This window comes from Marivirga tractuosa DSM 4126 (assembly GCF_000183425.1).
GTDB classification, from domain to species: Bacteria; Bacteroidota; Bacteroidia; order Cytophagales; family Cyclobacteriaceae; genus Marivirga; species Marivirga tractuosa.
Map to the genome: position 1 here is coordinate 2,769,626 of NC_014759.1, position 23,174 is coordinate 2,792,799.

At 36.4% G+C, this 23,174-nt stretch carries 25 protein-coding genes; 6 read left to right on the forward strand and 19 right to left on the reverse strand.

What is annotated here, in order from left to right; all coding sequences use genetic code 11:
- Positions 1–17 precede the first annotated feature (17 nt).
- From FTRAC_RS11690 to FTRAC_RS11730, 9 genes are all read right to left on the reverse strand, one after another.
- Entirely contained in the window at positions 18–1,532 is a 1,515-nt protein-coding gene (locus FTRAC_RS11690; protein ID WP_013454460.1) for a glutamate synthase-related protein, read from the reverse strand.
- Positions 1,533–1,599: 67 nt separating this feature from the next.
- Entirely contained in the window at positions 1,600–2,145 is a 546-nt protein-coding gene (locus FTRAC_RS11695) for a Crp/Fnr family transcriptional regulator (protein ID WP_148230076.1), read from the reverse strand.
- Between the two features lie 100 nt (positions 2,146–2,245).
- Positions 2,246–3,058: a crotonase/enoyl-CoA hydratase family protein gene (locus tag FTRAC_RS11700; protein WP_013454462.1), complete on the reverse strand. Its 813-nt coding sequence runs from the start codon at positions 3,056–3,058 to the stop codon at positions 2,246–2,248.
- A gap of 208 nt (positions 3,059–3,266) precedes the next feature.
- Positions 3,267–3,779, reverse strand: a complete 513-nt coding sequence (locus FTRAC_RS11705; RefSeq protein WP_013454463.1) for a lactoylglutathione lyase family protein — start codon at positions 3,777–3,779, stop codon at positions 3,267–3,269.
- Between the two features lie 23 nt (positions 3,780–3,802).
- Positions 3,803–4,597 (reverse strand): type 1 glutamine amidotransferase domain-containing protein, encoded by a 795-nt coding sequence (locus FTRAC_RS11710; RefSeq protein WP_013454464.1) that lies wholly within the window; start codon positions 4,595–4,597, stop codon positions 3,803–3,805.
- Between the two features lie 19 nt (positions 4,598–4,616).
- Positions 4,617–5,618, reverse strand: a complete 1,002-nt coding sequence (locus FTRAC_RS11715; RefSeq protein WP_013454465.1) for an NADP-dependent oxidoreductase — start codon at positions 5,616–5,618, stop codon at positions 4,617–4,619.
- A 175-nt stretch (positions 5,619–5,793) separates the two neighbouring features.
- Positions 5,794–6,222 carry a DUF1801 domain-containing protein gene (locus FTRAC_RS11720; protein ID WP_013454466.1) on the reverse strand — a complete coding sequence of 143 codons (429 nt, stop codon included), beginning with the start codon at positions 6,220–6,222 and terminating at the stop codon, positions 5,794–5,796.
- Positions 6,223–6,226: 4 nt separating this feature from the next.
- Positions 6,227–7,192, reverse strand: a complete 966-nt coding sequence (locus FTRAC_RS11725) for an NAD(P)-dependent alcohol dehydrogenase (protein WP_013454467.1) — start codon at positions 7,190–7,192, stop codon at positions 6,227–6,229.
- Between the two features lie 161 nt (positions 7,193–7,353).
- Positions 7,354–7,827 (reverse strand): hypothetical protein, encoded by a 474-nt coding sequence (locus FTRAC_RS11730; RefSeq protein ID WP_013454468.1) that lies wholly within the window; start codon positions 7,825–7,827, stop codon positions 7,354–7,356.
- 169 nt (positions 7,828–7,996) lie between these two features.
- Here FTRAC_RS11730 and FTRAC_RS11735 point away from each other — a divergent pair, with 169 nt between their 5' ends.
- Positions 7,997–8,197, forward strand: a complete 201-nt coding sequence (locus FTRAC_RS11735; RefSeq protein ID WP_013454469.1) for a YwbE family protein — start codon at positions 7,997–7,999, stop codon at positions 8,195–8,197.
- Positions 8,198–8,247: 50 nt separating this feature from the next.
- Here the strand turns inward: FTRAC_RS11735 and FTRAC_RS11740 are convergent, their stop codons facing one another.
- The 5 genes from FTRAC_RS11740 to FTRAC_RS11760 form a co-directional block, all read right to left on the reverse strand.
- Positions 8,248–8,622, reverse strand: coding sequence for a DUF1801 domain-containing protein (locus tag FTRAC_RS11740; RefSeq protein WP_013454470.1), 375 nt, complete (start codon positions 8,620–8,622; stop codon positions 8,248–8,250).
- Between the two features lie 78 nt (positions 8,623–8,700).
- Positions 8,701–10,734: a M13 family metallopeptidase gene (locus FTRAC_RS11745; protein ID WP_148230077.1), complete on the reverse strand. Its 2,034-nt coding sequence runs from the start codon at positions 10,732–10,734 to the stop codon at positions 8,701–8,703.
- A 99-nt stretch (positions 10,735–10,833) separates the two neighbouring features.
- A complete protein-coding gene (locus FTRAC_RS11750; protein WP_013454472.1) occupies positions 10,834–13,692 on the reverse strand; it encodes a M16 family metallopeptidase in 2,859 nt (952 codons plus the stop codon).
- 205 nt (positions 13,693–13,897) lie between these two features.
- Positions 13,898–14,485: a hypothetical protein gene (locus tag FTRAC_RS11755; protein ID WP_013454473.1), complete on the reverse strand. Its 588-nt coding sequence runs from the start codon at positions 14,483–14,485 to the stop codon at positions 13,898–13,900.
- 188 nt (positions 14,486–14,673) lie between these two features.
- A complete protein-coding gene (locus FTRAC_RS11760) occupies positions 14,674–15,033 on the reverse strand; it encodes a MotA/TolQ/ExbB proton channel family protein (RefSeq protein WP_013454474.1) in 360 nt (119 codons plus the stop codon).
- 197 nt (positions 15,034–15,230) lie between these two features.
- Between FTRAC_RS11760 and FTRAC_RS11765 the strand changes: the two genes are divergently transcribed.
- From FTRAC_RS11765 to purN, 5 genes are all read left to right on the forward strand, one after another.
- Positions 15,231–16,238 (forward strand): sensor histidine kinase, encoded by a 1,008-nt coding sequence (locus FTRAC_RS11765; protein WP_013454475.1) that lies wholly within the window; start codon positions 15,231–15,233, stop codon positions 16,236–16,238.
- The gene (locus FTRAC_RS11770; RefSeq protein ID WP_013454476.1) at positions 16,235–16,912 is read left to right on the forward strand and encodes a LytR/AlgR family response regulator transcription factor; all 678 of its coding nucleotides are present in this window, start codon (positions 16,235–16,237) and stop codon (positions 16,910–16,912) included. Before FTRAC_RS11765 ends, FTRAC_RS11770 begins: the two co-directional genes overlap by 4 nt.
- A gap of 222 nt (positions 16,913–17,134) precedes the next feature.
- Entirely contained in the window at positions 17,135–17,995 is an 861-nt protein-coding gene (gene nadC / locus FTRAC_RS11775; RefSeq protein ID WP_013454477.1) for a carboxylating nicotinate-nucleotide diphosphorylase, read from the forward strand.
- An 85-nt stretch (positions 17,996–18,080) separates the two neighbouring features.
- Complete coding sequence (locus FTRAC_RS11780; protein ID WP_013454478.1) at positions 18,081–18,554, forward strand: YcxB family protein; 474 nt, start codon at positions 18,081–18,083, stop codon at positions 18,552–18,554.
- Positions 18,555–18,643: 89 nt separating this feature from the next.
- Entirely contained in the window at positions 18,644–19,225 is a 582-nt protein-coding gene (gene purN / locus FTRAC_RS11785) for a phosphoribosylglycinamide formyltransferase (protein ID WP_013454479.1), read from the forward strand.
- 89 nt (positions 19,226–19,314) lie between these two features.
- Here purN and FTRAC_RS19320 read toward each other — a convergent pair whose 3' ends face one another.
- The 5 genes from FTRAC_RS19320 to FTRAC_RS11810 form a co-directional block, all read right to left on the reverse strand.
- Positions 19,315–20,757 carry a TlpA family protein disulfide reductase gene (locus FTRAC_RS19320; protein WP_013454480.1) on the reverse strand — a complete coding sequence of 481 codons (1,443 nt, stop codon included), beginning with the start codon at positions 20,755–20,757 and terminating at the stop codon, positions 19,315–19,317.
- Positions 20,758–20,845: 88 nt separating this feature from the next.
- On the reverse strand, positions 20,846–21,205 hold the full coding sequence (locus tag FTRAC_RS11795) for a hypothetical protein (protein WP_245545958.1): 360 nt from the start codon (positions 21,203–21,205) through the stop codon (positions 20,846–20,848).
- 40 nt (positions 21,206–21,245) lie between these two features.
- Positions 21,246–21,998 carry a class I SAM-dependent methyltransferase gene (locus FTRAC_RS11800; protein WP_013454482.1) on the reverse strand — a complete coding sequence of 251 codons (753 nt, stop codon included), beginning with the start codon at positions 21,996–21,998 and terminating at the stop codon, positions 21,246–21,248.
- Entirely contained in the window at positions 21,989–22,723 is a 735-nt protein-coding gene (locus FTRAC_RS11805) for a DUF2071 domain-containing protein (protein WP_013454483.1), read from the reverse strand. Before FTRAC_RS11805 ends, FTRAC_RS11800 begins: the two co-directional genes overlap by 10 nt.
- A complete protein-coding gene (locus FTRAC_RS11810; protein ID WP_013454484.1) occupies positions 22,720–23,124 on the reverse strand; it encodes a DoxX-like family protein in 405 nt (134 codons plus the stop codon). The genes FTRAC_RS11805 and FTRAC_RS11810 overlap by 4 nt, the downstream gene beginning before the upstream one ends.
- Positions 23,125–23,174: the final 50 nt, after the last annotated feature.

Consider the following 23,174-nt stretch of genomic DNA (forward strand, 5'->3'; position numbering starts at 1 on the left):
CAATTTACAGCCTATCCTCACATAAGCCCACCAAACTGAATCCCCGTCAATTCTGCCATGTCTTTCTTCCAGGTAGTGATGTCCTTAGGATTGAATTTATTCAAATGATCATGCCCACAAGCCCTGGCCATTACTTGCATAAGCTCGGTGGAGGCGCTAAAGAAATTATGAAGCTGCTGAGCTGATTTATCGATATTAATCAATTTCCTTAATTCCGGTTTCTGGGTGGCTACGCCTGCCGGGCAGTTGTTGGTATTGCACATTCTGGCCGCCACACAACCAATGGATTGCAATGCTGAATTGGATACTGCAATCCCATCTGCACCCAGCGCTAAAGCCTTAATAAAATCATCTGGTATGCGGATGCCGCCTGTTATAATTAAGGTCACATCTTTTCTATCCATTTTATCAAGATACTTTCTAGCTCTGGCCAAAGCGGGTATAGTCGGTACAGAAATATTATTTCTGAAAATCAAAGGCGCGGCCCCTGTTCCGCCTCCTCTGCCATCTAAAATGATGTAATCCGCACTGGCGTCTAAGGCAAATTGTATATCGGCTTCGATGTGATTGGCCGACAGCTTAAAACCGATGGGAATACCACCCGTTACTTCCCGAACTTTATCGGCAAAAGCTTTAAAGTCTTCAGCAGAGTGCAAATCATCAAAAGTAGGCGGTGAAACGGCAGCAGTGCCCTCCTTCAAATTCCGCACTTCTGCAATTTTACCCACTACTTTATTGGCAGAAAGATGTCCGCCTGTTCCGGTTTTAGCGCCTTGTCCGCCTTTAAAATGGAAGGCTTGCACGCGCTTTAGTTTCTCCCACTCAAAGCCAAATTTGGCGGAAGCGTATTCATAAAAATATCTGGAATTAGCGGCTTGCTCTTCATTCAGCATACCGCCTTCGCCAGAGCAAATGCCAGTTCCGGCTAATTCCGCTCCTTTGGAAAGGGCTACTTTAGCTTCTTCAGACAAAGCACCAAAACTCATATCCGACACAAATAAAGGGATGTCCAGTTTTAAAGGTTTTTTAGCATTAGGACCGATGATTAGTTCGGTAGCCACAGGGACATCTTCCATCAAAGGTTTGGTAGCCAATTGGGCTGCCAGAATTTGGATATCTTTCCATTGCGGCAATTCTGGGCCTGGTACACCCATAGCACCCATTTCTCCGTGATGCCCGGTTTTCGATAAACCGTCTTTGGCCAGTGCTTTAATAAAAGCCAAAGTAGGTTCTTCTTTGGTGGAACCCGAAGAAGGAACCGCCTCGCTTTTGGCGCTATCGTTTGATTCTTCTTTTAACGTGGCATGTGTTCCATCGCAATAAGGCGGATTTTTGCTATGCTTACACATGCAGAGATAGGCATCGCCCGTTTCTTCGGCCACAAATTGCTTTGGTGTTATATCAGTTTTCCTGTGGGAACCATCACAAAATGGTTGGTTCTGACTTAATCCGCAGGCACACCAATATTTTTCTTCGCCTTTGGTGAGTTCAACTTTAATGGGTTTTCTGTCGGCTATCTTAGGTTTACTCATGATGGGTTATTTTTAAAGGTCAAGTTCAGTAGTTAAAATTTATCCTGCATTCATCTAGATTAATAAATTACGGCTCTTCCAAAAAAGTCATTTTAGATCTAAGTGTGCTAAGGGCCTGAGGTGTAATCCCTAAAAAAGCAGCTATCATTCGTTGCGGGATTCGATTGGGGAGTTCGGGATAAGTTTTCAGAAAGTATTGGTATCGATCTATGGCAGGAGCACTCATCAACATCAATACCCTGCGCTGCAAAATTCCCATTCTTCTGTATAAAAGATGGGTATATTCTGTAATTTCCTGATTTGAAAAACTGGCAATGGTGAAGATATCCTGATCAAAAATCATTACCTCGGAATCTTCCAAACAATCTATAAACAGTTGTCCAGGCTGGTCGTATTCCAATGATTCTATATCGCCCACAATCCATCCTTCAGGTGCAAAGCTAAAAATATGTTCTTTGCCTTTACTATCAATAATGTAACTTCTTAATATGCCTTTTTTAACATAATATCTATGGGCATTGAGTTCACCAGAGTGCTGAATGATTTCTCCCTTACGATAGCTTTTGGTTTTGACGCTTGGATTATTTTCTAGTATGGATGCTAAATTCTCCATTGAGTAAATATAATAAATTTGCATGAGGAATTTAGTAACTAAACTAGGCAGACAAAGTAGCAGCACTAGCAATATGCGGCATTCATTCGATGAATATTGCTTAATCTTTAAAATTAGGGGCGTGTTTTTCCATGCTCGCTTTAAAGGCTTCACTCAAATCATCAGACAATAGCATTGCGCTGTTCCATGTGGCCATGTAGTTTAGCGAATCATCAACGCTATGATCTCTGCTGTATTTCAATACTTCTTTAGTGCCTCGAATGGACAAAGGAGATTTTGAAGCTATAGTGGTGGCCAGTTTATGAGTGCTTTCCATCAATTCATCTCTTGATGGTAAAGAATGATTCACTAAGCCAATTTCTTTGGCTTCTTTTCCATATACTTTTCTGCCCGTATAAGCCATTTCGGAAACTATGCCAGGAGAAATTAATTTGGGCAGGCGCTGCAAAGTTCCTGAATCGGCTACCATTCCTAAGTCGATTTCTTTTATGGTGAAATAGGCATCATCACTGCAATAGCGCATATCACAAGCGGCAATGATATCGACTCCTCCACCAATGCATCCGCCATGCACTGCGGCCAATACTGGCTTTTTGCATTTTTCAATGGCATTAACCGCTTCTTGAAGGATTAATACCAATCCTCTAATTTCCTCACTTCTTCTTCCTGCACATTCAATCTTTTGATATTGACTCACCGACATCAGCAATTCTAAATCGATGCCCGCGCAAAAGTTTTTGCCTTCTCCTGCTAACACAATGGCTCTTACTTCTGCTGTATCAGATAGTGTATCAAAGATTTCCTTCAACTCTGTCCAGGCTGGCTTATGTAATGCGTTTGATTTTTCTGGTCTATTGAAGAAAACAGTGGCTACTTTTTGCTCGATTTCAACTTTGAAATAATGATTATTCATGATGCAGTATTTTTTTCTTTTGTACTCAATTTTTTAGTTGCCTACTTCAATTTACGGATATTTACTTTTTTATCATGTATTTAACTATATCAAAAAGAAATTATTTGCCTGATGACTGCTAAAAGTGATTCATAAAGCAATTTAGGTTTTAAAACAATAAAAAAGGCTCAGAATTATTTCTGAGCCTTAATTTTGTAAGGTACTTTTTTTAGTCAGGTGAATAGGCACCTGAAGAGTAAGTTAGTTCATAGCTATGGGAATAGATTTCAAATACAATTCCGAATGGGTCTTCCACATATACCATCTTAAATGGTTTTTCTTTAGGGTAATATTCCCTGATCGGCATGCGCTGCTTACCGCCATTTGCTACAATTTTATTCGTTAATCCTTCAATATCTGGGTCTTGCACACAAAAGTGAAACAAACCTGTATTAAAAGGATTAAAATCAGGTGCCTCTTTTACACCATGCGGAAAGGAGAATAATTCAATGCCAATACCATCCGAAGTTGACATATGTGCTATTTCAAATTGCTCCCAATCATCTCCAAATACATCTATGCACATTTGGCCAATTGCTGTGTCTGATTCTTTTTTCACAACAGAAGGCTCCATAATGGTATACCAGCCCATTACATCGGCATAAAAAGCAACTGCCTTTCTAATGTCAGGGACGGTAATTCCAATGTGTGAAAATGATTTAGGATAGGTAGATTTCGCCATGATTTCTTTATTCTCCATTTTAACTATTGCAATTTCTGTAATAGCAACTCTGCAGCTTTTTTAGAGGAAGCAGGATTCTGTCCAGTAATCAAATTACCATCTTCCACTACATGTACACTCCAGTTTTCTCCCTTGGTGAAGGTACCTCCTTTTTCTGCTAACATATCTTCCAATAAGAAAGGAACTACTTCGGTTAACTGAACCGCCTCTTCCTCTGCATTGGTAAAGCCGGTTACTTTTTTACCTTTTACTAAAGGCTCTCCATCTTTTCCTTTGACTTCTTTTAAAGCTGCTGGTGCATGGCAAACAAATGCCATTGGCTTGTCTTGCTCATTGAAGGTTTCAATCAACTCAATAGAAGTTTTGTCTTCTGCCAAATCCCAAAGTGGGCCATGACCTCCAGGATAGAATACAGCATCATAATCTGCTGCTTTTACCTCTGACAATTTCTGAGTATTGGCAATGCGCTTTTGCACTTCCTCATCATTATTGAATCGCTTTGTGGCTTCCGTTTGGCTAGCTTCTGATTGACTTCTTGGATCAATGGGGGCTTTGCCTCCTTTTGGCGTAGCAATGGTAATGTCTACGTTTTCATCTTTCATGCTATAGTAAGGAGCAGCAAATTCTTCTACCCAAAAGCCTGTTTTTTCTCCTGTATCGCCTAATTCATCATGAGAAGTTAATACAAAAAGGACTTTTAGTTTTGCTGCTTTCTCTGTCTTTTCTTCGGTATTTTCTGCTTGCTTAGTATTGTTAGAATTGCATGCTGCAAACCCCATTACCATTACTGCTACTATTAATAATTTAATGCTTTTCATCTCTTATTTTATTCTCTAATTATAATTTAACAATCATTTTTCCTTTGTTCTTTCCTTCGAAAAGATCTAAAAAGGCTTGCGGTATTTGCTTGAACCCTTCTTTAATCGTTTCGGTATAGTGCAGTTTTTCTTGCTGCAACCATTCCGATAATTGTTGAATGGCTTCTTTGTTTTTATCAGCGTAATCTGTTACGATAAATCCTTGCATCAGCGAACTTTTCTTCACCAAAAAGGGCTGCACACTCATACTCTTGGGTGCTTCGGTATTATTGTAGACGGAGATAGCTCCACAGTTAATCGTTCTTGAGAATTTGTTGATGTTGAAAAGTACTGCGTCTGAAATCTCGCCTCCTACATTGTCAAAATACACATCTACTCCGTTTGGACATGCTTCAGCAATGGCTTCAGTCATGTTTTCTGTAGTTTTATAATTGATGACTTCATCGAATCCGAATTGAGATTTTAGCATCTCCACTTTTTCGTCCGATCCGGCAATGCCTACAACCTGCATTCCTAGAGTTTTTCCGATTTGACCGACTATACTACCTACTGCCCCGGCTGCTCCTGAAACAATTAAGGTTTCGCCTTTTACTGGTCTTCCAATCTCCATCAAACCGTGGTAGGCAGTGAGTCCTGTCATACCTAAAACACCCAAGTAAGCTGATAAGGCTGCTTGATCAGGATCTACCTTCATTAAACCATCTCCTTTCACCACTTGCTGTTCTTTCCAGGCCAATTCTCCCACAACAAATTCTCCTTTTGCAAAAGCATCATTTTTTGATTCTAGAACTTCTGCTACTACGCCCGATTTGATCGGTTTATTAAGTTCGAAAGGTGGAACGTATGAAGGCGCATCGCTCATCCTACCTCTTAAATACGGATCGACTGAAACGTATTTTGCGCCCAACAAAAGCTCGCCTTCTTGCACTTCAGGAATCTCTGAGGTGGTGATATCGAAATCGTCCAAAGAAGGTCGTCCTTTCGGTCTATTTTTTAAATTAATTGTATTGTTTGTACTCATTTTTCCTCTGTAAAATTTAATGCGTAGAGGGGGCTAACGAGCAGCTATTTCAGGAGTTGTTGGATTGGCGGTTATTTTAAAAAAGGTAGTGATCCAAAACAGAAGTAATGGATGCACAAATTTTCTTGCTGTGTTTTTACAGGCATTCTCCTATTTAAATAATTTCTTACTTCATTTAGATCCCCAAAGTCATCAAGTGTTTTACTTCATGATAGGTGAGCGTTGCTTTAATACATTCTTTTAACTGCTCGATCGGGAGCTTTTGGTTCATCTCAAAAATAATGGCACGATTCCCTTCAAATTTGAAATCTTCCTCAAAAACTATCCTAAAGGTTTCCACCAATCGGCTGCTACATTGGAAAAATAGCGCATACTGCTCGGGTGTTTTCGCTTTCCAGTCCATTCGTAACGTACTTCCATTTTTGGTGATATAACTTGGCTCTCCCCATTTTAGGGTTTCCTCTAAAACATTAACAGAAGGCGTTTCTTCTGCTGTTTCGATCACCAAAGCTCTAAGGCGATTCATTTTATCCCGTACGTACTCAGGATATTTATCGAAAACTGCCTTGACTTTAGGATCACTTTTTAGTTCGAATGTGCTCATGAGTCTATAGTTTAATCACCACTTTTCCGGTATGCTTTCCTTCTCCAAAATATTGAATCAATCGTGGGATTTCTTCGAATACGTAGGGACCATCAATTGAGGGTTTGATTTTACCTTCGGCATATAATTGGTTAATATAACTTAGCCCTTGATTCGGTTGTAGTGCTACAAGCAGAAACTTCTTGCTGGTCAAAATAGAGAGTAAACCGCTGCTTAATCCAAATAGTATTAAATTAGCGGCCGTACCACCCACAGTTACATATTTTCCTTTGGGCTTCAAAGCTTTCAAATAGGCCCAAGTCGCCTGAGAGGTCTTTGCATCCAGAATCAAATCATAGCGTTCGCCCCTTTTTGTGAAATTCTCTTTTTTATAGTCAATGACCTCATCATAACCGATGGCTTTCATATTGTGGAGCTTTTCGCCTGTATCAACACCCGTTACTTCTGCATCATACATTTTGGCTATTTGCAATGCAAATGTACCTACTCCGCCACCAGCACCATTGATTAGAATATTCTGCCCTTTCTGAATTTTGCCTTTCTCTACCAATCCCTGATAAGCAAGCATTGCGGCATGCGGAATAGCAGTGGCTTCTTCAAAACTCATTTCCTCTGGTTTTAATACCAATGCTTTTTCATTGATGGCAATGTATTCAGCGAAACTTCCGAAGCCATATTCAGAAATATCTCCATAAACGGCATCGCCCTTTTTGAATTTTGTAACGCCTTCTCCGATATCTTCAATCAAGCCAGATAATTCCATTCCGGCAATAGGACGTCTAGGTTTTGTAAGTCCAAATATTAAGCGATACAAATAGGGTTTTCCTCTCACCATGCCCCAATCATAGTCATTAATGGCAGTGGCATTTATTTTTACCAATACTTCATGTTTAGCTGGAAATGGAGTGGGCACCTCTTTGATTTTGAGTTCTTCTGGAGAGGTGTAATGAGAACAAAAAATGGCTTTCATCTGATAGAGGTTTATAGTTTTTGAGCAACAACAAATTACTCATTTAATGAAGATAGCATTTTACATTGAATGTTGATAAAAAACGGTTTGTAATCTTCCTGACTCCAGATCAGTTATAAATCTGGGCATAATTCATATTGCTTCCATTACTGACGCCCTGTTCAAGCAAAGACTAAATAAGCGGCTGCCAACAAAGTAGGATATGATCTGTAAAGAATAGGAATTACCGTATGTAGATTCTTTACATTTATTACTCGCAAAACCAGCAGAATGACGGTAGTGATAGCAATAGTGATTCCTCCGATAGTGAGTAAATTTTCAGCTCCTTTAAAATCTTGCAAGAAAAACAAAATTCCTATGGTGGCCACAGCCGTTCCGATCCATAGTACTTTTGGCACAATTACAAATCCTAATAATGTCTGAAATCCGCTGCTTTTATCTTTTTCATTGCTTTCAGTTGAAGAAGGTTCTTCCTTTCGATTCGGGACTTGAGCGAATAAAAAGAAGACCAATGCTAGTCCAGCCAAACTGATGAGATATAAAACATCCAACTTTGTACCAATTGATTCTAGGACAACGGCTATAGCTAATAAGCCTAAAAGTAAAAATTCAGCTTTGGAAAGGTATTTAATCATTAGATTCTATTTAAGGTTTGAATAGTACCAAACTTAAGAAAAAAGTTAATTCTATCACTTGTAATCATCTAAAAAGCTCAAAATTTGCAAATTCGGAAGCTTGTAAAGGCTATCTTTTGAGAGAGAAATCCTTTAACTTGCATTCCTTTCATAAACCAAATTAATAGCTATGACAGACGGAAAAAATAGAAACAATATAAAAATTGGAGATGAAGTGGAGATTGTGCAAAAGCAAGATCAGCGAAGTGGTGATCTGACCAATGGGTTTGTGAAAAAGATATTGACGAAATCTTCATTTCATCCGCATGGTATAAAAGTAATGTTAGAAACCGGTGAAGTGGGGCGCGTTAAAGAGGTTGTAGAGGAGTAGTTTGCTAAGAACAGTAGGTTTGTCTGATGATGTATTCCTTAAACTGTAGTTTAAGGAGATTTTGATTTTCGTTTATTATATTTCATTTCATCAAGCATTAAAGCTTCCTGAATAACTTCATACACCAGATCCACAGGAATTTCTTCCACTTTTGAAAACCTAATGCCAGCAACCTGCTTTCGACCATTGGCTTCCAGTAATCCCTGCTGATTTGATAATTCTTGCCCAAACAAAAATGCGAGTTCTACAGCATTCTTTTTTATGGGATTTAAATAGCAAACCCAAGATTTGTGATAATAAAAAGGGATTTTAAACCTTATTCTATCTTCTAATTCTAATTGGTGTGCGAGTAATTCATGAAAATAGAGCATGATCTCTTTTTGGTCATTTTCTAGTTGGCTTATAAAATCTTCAACATTTCCCATTCTGTTAATTTTGGAAAATTCTGAATTAGAAAAAGTGTGCAAGGAATCTAATTTAGTCCCTGCACCTCTATTGTTATTTTACCAAACGGCTACTCTTTCCTCTTCAGGTAAATACATTTTATCTTCTGGCTGAATGTCAAAAGCCTCATAAAACCCAGGAGTATTCATAAGCGGACCGTTAACACGCCACATTGGGGGTGAATGCGAATTCGTTTTGATCCACAAGCGAAGATATTCATCTTTCATTTTAACTCTCCAGATTCTGGCCAATGACATAAAGAATCTTTGATCTGGTGTAAATCCGTCTATCTTGGTAGTATCTTGTCCTTGCTCAGTCATTTTAAATGCATCATAAGCTACAGCTAATCCGCTTAAATCAGCAGTGTTCTCTCCTACTGTCATGGCGCCATTGATATGCAATGTATCTTGAACAGTGAATGAACTGTAAAGGTCTACCACGGCCTGCGTTCTGGCATTAAATTCTTCATAATCGGATTTAGTCCACCAGTTATTAACATTTCCATCTTTATCAAATTGTGCCCCTTGATCGTCAAATGAATGGGTGAGTTCATGTCCGATCACCATACCAATTCCACCATAATTTAAAGCATCATCGGCTTCATAGTCGAAATAAGGAGGCTCTAAAATTCCCGCAGGAAAAACAATTTCATTTGCGGAAGGATTGTAATAAGCCGTAACCGTAGATGGCGTAGTATACCACTCATTTTTATCTACTTGCTGACCAAGCTTAGCTAAATTATAATCATATTGAGCTTTTGAGGCAGAGAGTATGTTAGCGAAATAGTCGTTGGGCACGACTTCCACATTACTATAATCTTTCCACTCATCTGGATAGCCAATCTTTTTAGTGATAGAGAATAATTTTTCTTTTGCCTTCACTTTTGTACTGTCTGTCATCCATTCCAGTTGATCAATTCGGTTCGCATAAGCCTTTTGTGCATTATCTAGCAAATCCAACATCCGAACTTTAGCAGATTCAGGAAAGTATTTTTTCACATATAATTGCCCTAATGCTTCTCCCAACATATTATCAACAGCGCTTGCCATTTTTTCACCTCTTGTTTTTTGAACAGTCTGACCAGAGATCACTTTAGTATAGGCAAATTCCGCATCCACAAATTCTTTGCTCAAGTTGTCAGCATAGTTCTGTAAAGTGGTGGCCTTTAGATAAAGCTTCCAATCTTCAAGGGGAATGCTGGTTAAGAGTTCATTCAATTTTTCATAATAATCGGGTTGACCTACATCTACAGAATCCGTCTCGGCTCCCATTTCATTTAGTAATCTACTCCAAGCTATATTGGGATGCATTTCATTTAAATCTTCAACAGCCAATTTATTGTAATTGGCTTTTACATCTCTTAATTCTACTCTCGTTCTGTGTGATTCTGCTATTTGCTTTTCAATTTCATAAACTGTATTTGCATTGTTGACCGCTTGCTCAGCTGAAGTTCCACTCAATTCAAAAAGAGTAGCCAAATATTCTTTATACGCTTTCTGGATGCCGAGGCTAGAAGAATTATTCTCAAAGTAATAATCCCTGTTAGGCAATCCTAATCCTGTTTGATATGCATGTGCAATATTCACTTTACTATTTTTGTCATCGGGCGCTATATAAAAACCAATGATAGAATTATTTTGATACTTAGTTTGAGAGGCCACAAAGCCCATCAAAGTTGGGACATCGCTTATAGATTCCACTTCAGCAAGAATAGGCTGAATCGGTTGATATCCTTTTTTATTGATGGCTACTGTATCCATTCCAGAAGCATAAAAATCGCCTACTTTCTGCTCTAGGCTTCCTTTTGCATTATCCAATTGTGATACACTATCCAATAAATTTTGAAGGCGCAACCTTTGAGGATAATTCATAAAGCGATAAGCACCTACTCCCGCCTGTGTTTCCGGAATGGAGACAGAATCATACCAGATTCCATTAACATATTGAAAGAAATTGTCCCCTGGATTTCTGGTGGAATCGATGCCTTCAATGGCAACATATTTTACTTTGGTGGCCGTTTCTGGTTTTTGATCCGTACAGCCTGTCATAATTAGAAAAAGAATGATGGCTGTGGAAAAGAATTTCATGCTCATATTATTTGATTTTGATCTTTTTAGCCAATCAAGATACACAATTTTTATAATATAACTGACTTGCACATTTCCTTAAGTTCAATTTTTAATTAAGCTCCCTTATTCAACAAAAATATCATCCATTTCCAACTCCACTACTTTTCCCAAGGATTTTAATTTATTTAGGTCAAAGCGTGAAGCATCACCATAAATGGTAACAATCACAGGTTTATCTTTTATGTTTTTTTCATAAAAAGAGACAATGTCCTCAAATTTTAGTTCAGGATATTTTCTATAATTAGTTTTATTAGGATCCTCTTTATAGCCGGTTTTCAAAAATGTTTCCGCAGTCCTTGAGATATTTCGAAAATCTGATTTGCTCGAACTAGACTCCAATATCAAGCCTTCTTTAATGGAAGCTAGTCTCTCCTCATATTCTGGCATATCTTGAATTAAGTTCATCACTACCTCTACGGCATCAGTAGTTTTATCTGCTTGAGAGCCAGTAAACAATACTAACCTTCCTCTCTTATTAGGATCATAAATAGGATCAATGTAATTTCCTCCAACAGAATAAGCCAACGATCGAAACTCTCGAACCTCCTGGAATAAAAGACCCGAAAGACTATTGGTATAATACGAATTGAAAGCTTCTTTCTTAAAGTCATCTGCATAATTCAAGTGCTCCCCATTTACTATATAGTAAACATAGCTCTGCACTGCTTTTTTGTCATTTAAAACATAGAAGGTGGTTTCTGCTATATCTTGTGCTTCCAAGAATTCATATTGATCTACATTATTTTTCTTAAATATTGAATTTGCAGAAAGCAATCCTGATAATTCTGCATCATTTTTATTCCCCACATGATGAATGGAAGAAAAGCCGTTTTCTAAAAGCGTTGATAATTCTTCTTTTAGCATCTGAGGATCAAGTCTTTTCAATTCTTTTTCGGGAATACGTGATTTGTAAGATGACTTTTCACCATAAAGCCCATAAACATATAAGATTCGACCCCCTGTAGCCGGATTATTCATATCCAGTTTATTTTCAGTCTTCCTCTTATTGTATAGGAGCTTTGTGGTTTTTTCTGTAGGGTTAAATTCATTAAGCAAAAGTGATAATAACTCAATTGTTTCATCAAATTTTTCATTAAGCCCAGTCAATGAAATATCAAAGGAATTATAGTCCACAGTAAAACTATAATTGGCTCCTAGTTTTGAGAATTTCGACTTTATTTCTTCCGCTGATAAATTTGACGTTCCGGAATTATTTAAAGCATCTGCTAACAATCCATACTGGGAATCTTTATTGAAACCACCTGCAATGATCAGCTTAAGCGTAAACACATCATTCAAGTCATTTTGACTATTGTAAATGTATCCATCCAGAATACTGAAATCTTTCTCCACATTTATAAAGTTGGAGCTAATAGGATTTTCCGGTAATTTATTAAAGCTTTTTGCATAGACTGATTGCTCTTCCGTTCTTGCTGAGATTGGTTTAAATGATGGTTTCTCCAGCTTTGTTTTTTTAGGAAATCCTGTTCTTGACTGCAAAGTAAAGTAATTGTCTCCATAATATTTTTGGGCTGCCTTTTGAACATCTTCTTTGGTCAGCTGATTGATGTTCTCAGGAAAATCAAGGAAATCCTCATAGCTTGTGTCATAAATAAAGCTTAAGCCTAAATAGCGACCACGTGCACTTAATTGTTCGAGTGATAATTCAAAGTTTTTATAAATGCCATACTTGATCGATTCAAAATATTCATCACTAAAATTGCCGTCCGCAATATCCTGAAAAGAATTTTTTACTTTTTCTTCAAATTTTTTGAGGCTTCCACCAAAAATTTTGGGTACATAAAAAATAAAGGTCGAGCCATCTTCTTCTAAAAAGCTTTGATTAGCACCAGCGTATAACACCTCATTATTTAAATTCCACTTATCTATAAAGCCCGTTTGGCTACTATTATTCATCATGCTCCCTATTAATTCCAATGCTGGCCTGTCCGGATGAGTGACTGGCACTAATTTATAGCCCATAAATCCAGCTTTAATAGGTGTGATTCTCACTTTCTCTACTTCTCTCCCTTTGAAACTACTACGCTCATATTCTGGAAATTCAGGAACTTTGCCACTTTTAAGTGCGCCAAAAGACTGTTCAATTAGGGGTTTAATTTCCGAGCTTTTGAAGTTACCACAAAGCACTAAAGCCATATTATTAGCAACATAATAATCTTGAAAATATTGATACATTTTCGTTAAGGAAGGGTTTTTTAAGTGCTCAACACTACCTAATACTGTTTGCGTACTGTATGGATGGTCACCATACATAAACTCATCAAATTTTTCGAAAACCCTGCGTTGTAAATCATCCTGTGCTCTATTTTTTTCTTCATATACCGCTTCCAATTCACTTTGAAATAAGCGGAAAACAGGATTTTGGAAGCGATGAGCATAGATGTCTAACCATTTGGACATTTGGTTGGCCGGAAAAAAGTTATAATAATAAGTATAGTCGAAATTGGTCCCAGCGTTTACACTAGTTCCTCCAATTGATTTCACCAGTCGGTCAAATTCATTTGGTATTGCATATTGAGAGGCCTTTAAGGTCTGTTCATTAATCAAATTCTGAATTTTCAGTTTGGATTCTTGGTCTTCCGCAACTGCTAATTGGTCATAAAGAATTTTGATAGAATCCAAATGTGGTTTTTCCGAGCTGTAATTTTGTGTGCCCAGTTGATCTGTCCCTTTAAACAACATATGTTCAAGATAATGGGCTATGCCAGTTGCATCTGCCGGATCATTTTTTCCTCCAGCATTTACCCAAACAGCTCCATAAACATTACTAGCGTTTTTGTCTTCATTTAAATACACTTTCAGACCATTGGCTAGCTCATAATATTCAATTTGGATTTTTTGATCTTGCGCTATAAGTGCGCTGGTAGATAAGCAGAACGCTACAACTAATAAAATTCGCATTTTGGTAATTTAAAGGTTGATAATCCCTTAAATATAAATGATTTATTTAAAAATAGGTAAAATAATGAGTCAGATCATTAGTTGAGAATAATTGAAAAAAAGCCTATTCCCAATAGACATAAAACTATTGGGAATTGAACCAATGCTTTTGAGTAATTCCTTTTTATTTTAATGATGTAAAGGTGAGAAGGTCAGGCTTCAGTGATCATTGGATTCCAAAAGTAATACCCATCTCCAATATAATCCCTCCTGGTGCAACTAATTGCAATACTTGCTGTTCAAATTGAGATAAAGTCGATCCGTCTTTTACTGCCCAAGGTTGGTTCTTAAATGGTAAAGCATATCCAATGTTCATATTGAAAGTGTTGTGTTTACCAAACCACCAATTATATCCCGCCTTAAAGTTAAGGGTGCTGGCAGCATCAAATCGCATATTCACTTCATTGGGTGAACCATTGCCCGAGTCAAAGGTCATTACTATATCACCAATGCCTGAAGATCGTACTAGATTGACACCTAGAGTAAAACCATTGGTATAAGAATGGTCATAACGAAGCCCGATTGAAGACCTGATCCCCCATGAGCTTAATCCAAGTCCGCCTTGCACAAAAAGGGTTTTATCTAAAATGTAATTAGCGGATATTCCTGCTAAACCGGTAAATGTATTAATGCCTGTTCCAAGTCCAAAATAGAACTTAGGACGGTCATCTACATCATAGTATTTATTTTCGTCCTGAGCCTTGAGATTTAATGCCAGCAATAAAACACCGATAATTAATAAAGACTTTTTCATTTCAGTTTAGCTTAATATGATAGTTCAACAAACTTATAGAAGTTTTTTTAAACAGCTGCAGTGTACATTAAAAGAATTTTAGTACATAAAAAAAGCACACATCCTTGAATGTGTGCTAAAGTTTCCAGAAAGGTGGGAATTACCTCATGAGACTAGGTTAATACCCAACCAAAACACTATGGAAACGGCTACTTTCGAGTGAACTGAAAACCAATTTTGAAAAGCTTTGCCAGCAGAAAAATAAAAAATCCGTAGAGCGTGGTATAAGATGAAACTTTTAAACCCCCTGCCAAAAGCGCCTGAGAAACCTCTCCAACTTGTTCAATAGCTTGGAAAGCACCTACCAAGCCTACTAATTGACCTAAAATGCCGAATACTAAAGCAAATAGTGCAATCTCTTGCGAAATTTTCAGCCATTTTTTAGCTTTTGGCTGATCCGCCTTATTTTTAATTACTAAAACGGAAGTAGCAATTACCCCAATTAATAGAAAGAATAATATCCCCATAAATAAGATCCCTCCCTCAACATGAATTTCAATAATGTTCATAACTTTTGTTTTTTGGTGATGTACAATGCTATAACCTTTTCAGCTAATAATTTTCAAATATCGATAACTGACATTTTTCTAAAGGTAGAAAACATAAATGCAGTATTGGAAGGTATATTTTGCATTCTGCCTACTTAAAGCAGTATTTGGTCGATAATAAATGCTTCTTATCTGAACTTGATTAAATTTACCTTCTCATGAAGCAAAATTATTTCTATCATATTCTTTTTTGGCTCCTATCATTTGTGCTCTGCGCTTTTCTGCTTAGTTATGATAACAATTGGAAAGAGGCATTACTACTAGCCATAATTTATTTGCCCATCACTATAGTTTCCGCTTATTTAATCTCCAATTATTTAATTCCTACCTATTTATTGAAGGGTAAAAAAGGAAGGTTTGTAGTTTACGTCATCTATCTTATTATCTCAGCCATTTTCTTAACATTGCTTATCAACACTCTAGTTTTCATCTTGATAGCCGATCTTCAGTATAAGTTGATGCCACCAGCCACTCGGGATCTGGCTATTCTAAATACCGTTCTATTTTTAATTGTATTTCTTTTTGTGGCGATCAATAGCATAGAAAAATGGAGAAAAACCGAAAATGAGAAGAATGAGGCAATCAAAAATATGGCAGAAGCAGAGCTTCGGTTTTTGAAAAGTCAGCTGAACCCGCATTTCTTATTCAATACTATGAATAATTTATATGCTCTTAGTTTGAAGAAATCTGATAAAGCTCCTGAATTGATCTTACGCCTCAGTGCCTTGCTTGAATATATATTGGAAAACAGCAAAAAAGATCTCATCAAGTTTTCCGATGAAATCAAAACTTTGGAAGATTACATTTATGTGGAAAGTTTTCGCTTTGGCGATAGATTGGTAATTGAAAAGAGCATTGAAGTTCAAAATCCTGAAATCATTAAAATTCCGCCTCTAATATTGATTACTTTAATGGAAAATTGCTTTAAACATGGAGGCAAAAATAATACTGAAAAATTATTCATCAACTATTCACTCCATGCAACAAATGATAAATTGGAAATTTTATTTTCTAATAGTTTTATCCATAGTGAACATAATCCAAAAGCCATAGGACTCAAAAATATTGAAAGTCAATTGTCCTATATTTACAATGAAGATTACGAATTGAAAAAGGATGTGGAAAATGGCATCTTTAAAATGGAAATTACAATTCCTGCAAGATGAAAAAGTGGAAATGTATCATAGCAGATGATGAGCCTCTAGCAAGAGAATTGATAAGCGATTACGTGGCTCAAGTTCCCTTTCTGGAAGCAAAAGGAGTTTTCAGCAATGCTTGGGAAGTACGAGATTTCCTGCAGAAAAATTCGGTTGATTTATTATTTATCGATATTGAAATGCCTGGTCTGGATGGACTGACATTTATCAAAAGTTATAATGTGCAGCCAAAAGTAATTTTCATAACAGCGCATAGAAAATATGCTGTGGAGGCGTTTGAAGTAAAAGCTCTGGATTATCTGCTTAAGCCGATTTCTTTTGAACGCTTTCTGAAATCTGTGAATGAGTTGGACACAAAAGCAACTAAAACTGCTCAAAAAATAAATCATATATTTATTTCAATAGATCGTCAACAGGAAAAAGTCCTATTAGATGAAATTTTGTATGTAGAAGCTAAAGGAGATTATTTGAGGTTTGTGCTTCAAAATGGTAAGCCCCTACTCAGCAAAATGACGTTGAAATCTGTTATAGATCAATTGCCAGATAATTTCACCCAAATCCACCGCTCTTTTATAGTCAATCAAGATAAAATTAGTGCCTTCCAGAAAGACAAAGTAAAAATTGGCGAAGAATGGTTGACTATTTCTAGATCATTTCAAAAGGAGGTTGATTTTAAACAATAGAAGAATCATAATAATCTTTCCTTAGTTGGCCTCCTGATATTGGGAATTATTCCTGCTAAGCAGCTTTTCGTATAGATGAGAAATGAATTCTGGAAAAACTGAAATAACAAACATTATATTTTCCTTTGCAAAAAATCATCGGCTTCCCGAAATTCGGAACAAGTTAGCGGCTTTGCGAGATTTTAGCCGTATCTTTGCAGCTTTAATTAAATCGCTTAAACATTGGCATACCAGTACTTAACCAAAGAAAACATACAAAAATTTATTCAATCTGCTTTAGCAGAAGATATAAGGGAAGGCGATCATTCTTCGCTTGCATCTATTCCTGCTGGAACGCAAAATACCGCTCAATTAATTATTAAAGGAGATGGTATTTTAGCAGGTATGGAAATGGCTGAACATATCTTTAAGGCTGTGGATGAAAAGCTTGAAATTGATTTTTTCAAAAAGGATGGTGATAAAGTTACGTCTGGAGAAATTGGCTTGAAAGTGCATGGTTCTGCTGTTTCTATTTTGAGTGCTGAGCGATTGGTTTTAAATTGTTTGCAACGCATGAGTGGAATTGCCACTTATACACATAATCTTAATGAATTAATTAAGCATACTTCCACCAAACTTTTGGACACGCGCAAGACCACTCCAAATTTCAGAATTGCCGAAAAATGGGCAGTGGCTATTGGTGGTGGACAAAATCATCGATTCGGTTTGTTTGATATGGTGATGCTGAAGGACAACCATAATGATTTTGCCGGTGGAATTACGAAAGCGGTTGAATCTACTCAGGAATATTTAAAGCAAAATAATTTAGACCTCAGAATAGAAGTGGAAACCCGCAATTTAGATGAGGTGAAAGAAGCTTTGGCTGTTGGCGGAGTAGATGTGATTATGTTGGACAATATGGACATCCCGGAAATGAAGCAGGCCGTGGAAATAATCAATGGAAAATGCGAAACTGAAGCATCCGGAGGCATAACTGAAGATACTATTAAAGCCATCGCAGAAACAGGCGTGGACTATATTTCAGTTGGTGCTTTAACGCATTCTTATAAAAGTTTGGACATGAGTTTGAAAGCAGTTTCCTGAAACCATAAAAATCGAATATATTTGCAATCCGTTTGGGGGAGCCCAAACAGAAAATCAGATTTTACACAATTAATATTTTGCAGCAATGCTTGTTAAAACAAAAAAATATAAGCTGGATAACGGCACTTACATTAAAACTGGATTAAAGAATATCGTCAAAGAACAATGGTGGGTATTTTTGATTGCCTTGGCTATTTGCTCTGGTTACGCCTGGATTCCGAACATTTGGTGGTTTATAGGTTCTTTTATTGCTTTATTATTATACTTCCTTTTTTGGTTGATTCAATTTGCTGGAGTAACTCAGCTTGATCAATACAAAATCCTTTTTGAGCGACTTTCCTATGAAATCAGTTCTCAGCAAATTTTAATAAAATTAAATGCTAAGCAAGGCATGCCTATTAAATGGGATCAAATTAAAAATGCCAAAGTAGGGAAAAAAGCTTTTACTTTAGTGCTTTCCAAGGCTCAATTTGTGTACCTTCCATATAAGGTATTTAAAACAGAGAATGAAAAGAAATTTGTGGAAACCATATTGAAAAGGAAGGAATTGATTAAATAGAAGCTACTAGGCAATTACATGAGAAGAGTTCGTAATTACCTGATAATCAAATAACCTTTTTGTGTAATTAAATTTAGAATCTTATAATCATGACCGCAATAAAAAAACTTGCCATATTAGCTTCCGGATCAGGCAGCAATGCAGAAAAAATCATCCAATATTTCAAGAGCAATAAAGAAATTGAAATTGTTGGGATTTTAACCAATAATGAAAATGCGGGCGTGACCGCCAGAGCAGAAAAAGCAGGCATTGCTTATCATGTCTTTTCAAAATCAGAATTTGAAGATGGCGCTCCAGTTTTGGATTTCCTAAAATCCCACGATGTGGATGTGGTGGTTTTAGCAGGTTTTCTTTTAAAAATTTCCCCTAAAATAACGGCTCAATATCCTGATAGAATTATCAATATTCACCCTGCTCTTTTACCAAAATATGGTGGAAAAGGAATGTACGGGCATTATGTTCATGAAGCGGTTATCAACAATCAGGAAACTGAAAGTGGTATCACCATTCATTTAGTGAATGATGAATATGATGAGGGAGAAATTATCTTCCAGGCGAAATGCAGCATTCATCCGCAAATGGGCTCCAAGCAACTAAGTGCGAAAGTGCAGCAATTGGAGCACCAACATTATCCTAAGGTTATTGAGGATTTTGTGGGGAAGCTTGATTAAAGCTTAATCAAATCTTTTATTAATATTATTAAGAAATTATATAAAACCCATTTTCAATCATTAAAATTGGATGGGTTTCTTACTTTACTTTAATCTATTTTAGCCTTCTCTTTCAATAACTCATCAATTACTAGATCAATATTTTCACTTGCCCTTCTACATTTATTCTTTACTACTATTCCGTTCCAATCTATTAATGTGCTATGCGGGAGACCCTGAATTCCAAAATCCTTTTGAAGCTTATCATTCCAGTTTCCGTTGGCATATAAATTAGTGGTTTTTAGATTGTATTTTTTTAAATAAGATTTCCATTTTTCCTCTTCCGAATCAATGCAGATATTGACAATTTCAACTGGCTGATCCTTATATTTTTCAGCTAATTTATTTTCCTCTGGAAATTCTTTAATGCATGGTTTGCACCAAGTTGCCCAAAAATTTATCAATAGAATCTTTCCCTTGAAATCACTTGACTTATATTCATTACCAGCACTATCCGCCAGGAAAAAGTAAGGTGTTTTTGCGCCTTTTGGTAAGATAGGATTAGCTTTCATAAGGTCTTTCACATACTCTTGTAATTTTGGATCATTGATTTTTTTTATCCACTCAGTTTGGAAGAGGTATGCTCTTCTCTCCAATATATTTCCCAATGAAAAGGCTAGATATGTATCCCTTACTTCACCTTCCAATTCTTTCTTGGCAATGTCAAATCCGTCTTCGTAAAACTTAATCCATTCCGCCAAAGAAGAAGGTTTTGGACTTTGGTATAATGGATCGCCTAAAAAAGCTAAGTAGTCACTTAAAAAATTCATATAGCGATTGTTTCCTAGCATTTCAGCATCATTTATGGATAATGTGCCTACAGTATTTTCTAAGAAATTTGGAGGTAAACTATCCGACATATTCATCATTCTCACTCTGTACATCAAGCTATTTAGTTTCCAATGCGCATTTAAATATTGAAGTCGTTTTTCTTCAAACTCTACATACCAATCTGGCAACTCGTTTTCATGTTTTGTTAAATATTGTTGATGCAAAGCTGTGATGGAATCATTTACCTTAATCAAATTAACAAAGCTTATATCTCCGTGAGTATAACTTACTCTTGCCTTCCAATCTGAACCAGTAGTACTAAATTTTTGCTTAAGAAATTGATTGACGCTTTTTAATGTCCCTTGAAACTCCAAATTTCCATTGTCCGATAAAAGCAATTTATTTTGGGCATTTGCATTTGGCTTGCTAAAAACTTTATGACTTTGTCCATCAACTTTTAAGTCAAAATAAATTTTGCCTTGCGTAATAATTTGAAAATCTAAGGCTTGCCCTGCTGAAATAGTAGTGTCTATTTCTTGTACGTGCCATGGCAACAAATACCAGTTTTCAATCGCTATCGTAACAGCTTCTGAAGTTTTGTTTTCTATTTGTAGATTGCTCTTTCCGTTGAGCTTAAATCCGTCAACTTTTGTTTGGCTGTTGCAAGCAATAAGAAGTGATAAAATCAGAACTAATAAATATTTTAGATGGCTGTGGTTCATATCAGCAATTTTTGTGAAAGTTAAATATAACTAAATTATTAGTGGATTGTGAAATTGCTGAGCCATAATCCATTCTACTTATCTTATTTCACCTCAAATAATTCATCCAAAATATTAAACTTAAATATATCCATAGCCCTGTAAAGAAAATATGAACCACAGTTTCAAAGGCTTTTCCTTTCCATAGTTTGGCGGAATATCCGAAAAACTGAGTTAAGAGCCGTAAGCTCCAAAAGATGGCAAGCCCAAGTGAAATAGTCTTTCCTAATTTTGTTTCTACTAGATCTGAAGATGAAGTAAGACAAAGTAAGCCCATTAAGAAAACCACAAGTGCAATGAAAAAGGTATGAACAGTCATCATTTGTCTGTTTATTAAAGTCAATGGCTTTAAATCTTCTTTCCATTTGAAGTATTTTGGGAAGATTAAGTGGACGAATGCAAGTGTCACAAGTAAAATTCCGATAATGTGAAAATGAATTTGCATAGCATTAAGGACGAGAAGTAAAGATAGACATGAATGGGGTGAACTTGCTTTCTTCAAAGGAAGAAAAGCCCGCTTCTTGAAATGCTTTTTCCCATACTTTTTTTGAAAAGAAATGGGTAAAGCCAATGGTAAAGGCAAAAAAGTTAGGGAAATCTCTTAAATGCTCAACTGTAATGATATTTCCGTTTGGCTTGCAAATTCTGTGGCATTCTCTCAAAAAGGCTACCTTTTCTTTATGAGTTCGGATTTCATGAGCTGCAGAAAGTAAAAAAATAATATCTACCGATTGATCTTCTAAAGGAATTTCGTCAGATTTTATTTGAAGTGTATCAGGATATACCATGCTGACTTTTCGTGCTCTTACTATTGCCAGTTCTGTGTGTTGCTTTGCATTATAGAAATCAAAAACTTTTAAAGTGGCTTCTGGGAAATTGCTTTTGAGTATAAAGCTCGTTTCATCAAAACCTGCATTGATATTCACAATTTGCTTTGGTTTTTGATCATTTAAATGAAGCTTTTTCAACCATTTGAAATCGTAATAACCTGAAAAATCATAAACATAGGCAGAAATCACCAATGGCATAATAAGTCCATAAAGAAAAGCAGCTGCCACTATCCAAATCCAAAAATTTGGAACTTTAAAAAACAGCAAAGCCGCAAGAGTAAAAGCTAAAACCATTAATCCTATTACATAAAAATGCCGATTAAAGCTTAAAATATTGAGAACGCCTTGAAATTTCCGTCTTTTTAATTCCATTGCTCTACTTTTCCTTTTTTCCAGTAATAGGGAATATTACTCACCACAAAAGCATTCGCAAGATGGATATTTTTAAATCCTTTATCCTCTATAAAGCCTACTTCTGCTTTTTGAATTTCTAGCGGTTCGGGTTTCCAATTTTGCCTGACGCCTTCAATAATTAGAACCTCATTTTTCCCCTGATTGTAAGTGAAAGTAAAAGGCAATGGCCCGGCAAATCGCCTAGCTTCTTTACAATCTTTAAAAGGGGAGTTTTCAGGTAATTTAATATCATGATTGGCGGAATTAACCGCAACATCTAAAGCGGACTTTTCAGATTGAATTGTAAGAAGTTCACCTTCTTTTTTATAGCTGATATCTGTAGTGGTATAATTGTAATGTGTAAAAATATTACCAAAGAAAGCCATCTTCCTTTTATTGGTTTCTGATTTTAAAATATATAAGCCTCTTAATCGCTTTCCTCTCTTATCGGTATAGCGCACGAAAACCCGAAATCCAATTAGAAAGAAATCATTACCCAACAATTTAGGAAATCCTTTTGGTCTCAAGCTTTTGGTGTTCACCATGGCTACCGCAACAAAAGCCCATTTGTTATCAAAAGTATCCAGCTCTAAACATTCCGGAATCATATCCTGCAATTCTTCTTTGGCAATAGCATAAGACAACACAATAGAGTTTTCAAAATAGGTTTCAACTGCAAAAGGATGATTTTTTAGAAGGTTCATTGGGTGGATTGCTGGTTTAGTTTCTTATTCAGGATGAACTCATTATAATACACAAGACTTATGAAAATAAATGCAAAAATTATATTGAATCTTCCCCAAAGCAAAAGCTCCGGGACAAATATAAATTCCAAAGTATTCATAGTTGCTACGGTGATTATTTGAACTATGGCATTCAACTTTGATTTGAATTTTGTTAGAATCCAAATTGCCATTATTATTTCAGAAAGCCCTATTAAAACGGTAAACAATCTTGAATTTTCATCACCCAAAATGCTTGCAACTATTTGCTCATGCCTTGGAACAAGATTTAGCACTTTGCAAGCAAGTCCATTTATAAGCCAGACTGTGGCAATTAGGAGGGTTAGGGTTTTATGGAGGGTTCGTAGTTTAATTGCAGGTATATATGGTTTGTAGTGAAATTACAAATCTTTCGTATTAAAATAAAAAGTAA

Coding starts and splice junctions, on each gene's coding strand:
- FTRAC_RS11765 (WP_013454475.1), top strand. CDS start 15,231: ATGAAGCAAAATTATTTCTATCATATTCTTTTTTGGCTCCTATCATTT.
- FTRAC_RS11800 (WP_013454482.1), bottom strand. CDS start 21,998: ATGGAATTAAAAAGACGGAAATTTCAAGGCGTTCTCAATATTTTAAGC.
- FTRAC_RS11705 (WP_013454463.1), bottom strand. CDS start 3,779: ATGGCGAAATCTACCTATCCTAAATCATTTTCACACATTGGAATTACC.
- FTRAC_RS11725 (WP_013454467.1), bottom strand. CDS start 7,192: ATGAAAGCCATTTTTTGTTCTCATTACACCTCTCCAGAAGAACTCAAA.
- FTRAC_RS11720 (WP_013454466.1), bottom strand. CDS start 6,222: ATGAGCACATTCGAACTAAAAAGTGATCCTAAAGTCAAGGCAGTTTTC.
- FTRAC_RS11735 (WP_013454469.1), top strand. CDS start 7,997: ATGACAGACGGAAAAAATAGAAACAATATAAAAATTGGAGATGAAGTG.
- FTRAC_RS11740 (WP_013454470.1), bottom strand. CDS start 8,622: ATGGGAAATGTTGAAGATTTTATAAGCCAACTAGAAAATGACCAAAAA.
- FTRAC_RS11770 (WP_013454476.1), top strand. CDS start 16,235: ATGAAAAAGTGGAAATGTATCATAGCAGATGATGAGCCTCTAGCAAGA.
- FTRAC_RS11730 (WP_013454468.1), bottom strand. CDS start 7,827: ATGATTAAATACCTTTCCAAAGCTGAATTTTTACTTTTAGGCTTATTA.
- FTRAC_RS11695 (WP_148230076.1), bottom strand. CDS start 2,145: ATGGAGAATTTAGCATCCATACTAGAAAATAATCCAAGCGTCAAAACC.
- FTRAC_RS11755 (WP_013454473.1), bottom strand. CDS start 14,485: ATGAAAAAGTCTTTATTAATTATCGGTGTTTTATTGCTGGCATTAAAT.
- FTRAC_RS11715 (WP_013454465.1), bottom strand. CDS start 5,618: ATGAGTACAAACAATACAATTAATTTAAAAAATAGACCGAAAGGACGA.
- FTRAC_RS11805 (WP_013454483.1), bottom strand. CDS start 22,723: ATGAACCTTCTAAAAAATCATCCTTTTGCAGTTGAAACCTATTTTGAA.
- FTRAC_RS11700 (WP_013454462.1), bottom strand. CDS start 3,058: ATGAATAATCATTATTTCAAAGTTGAAATCGAGCAAAAAGTAGCCACT.
- FTRAC_RS11690 (WP_013454460.1), bottom strand. CDS start 1,532: ATGAGTAAACCTAAGATAGCCGACAGAAAACCCATTAAAGTTGAACTC.
- purN (WP_013454479.1), top strand. CDS start 18,644: ATGACCGCAATAAAAAAACTTGCCATATTAGCTTCCGGATCAGGCAGC.
- FTRAC_RS11745 (WP_148230077.1), bottom strand. CDS start 10,734: ATGAGCATGAAATTCTTTTCCACAGCCATCATTCTTTTTCTAATTATG.
- FTRAC_RS11780 (WP_013454478.1), top strand. CDS start 18,081: ATGCTTGTTAAAACAAAAAAATATAAGCTGGATAACGGCACTTACATT.
- FTRAC_RS11750 (WP_013454472.1), bottom strand. CDS start 13,692: ATGCGAATTTTATTAGTTGTAGCGTTCTGCTTATCTACCAGCGCACTT.
- FTRAC_RS19320 (WP_013454480.1), bottom strand. CDS start 20,757: ATGAACCACAGCCATCTAAAATATTTATTAGTTCTGATTTTATCACTT.
- FTRAC_RS11710 (WP_013454464.1), bottom strand. CDS start 4,597: ATGAAAAGCATTAAATTATTAATAGTAGCAGTAATGGTAATGGGGTTT.
- FTRAC_RS11760 (WP_013454474.1), bottom strand. CDS start 15,033: ATGAACATTATTGAAATTCATGTTGAGGGAGGGATCTTATTTATGGGG.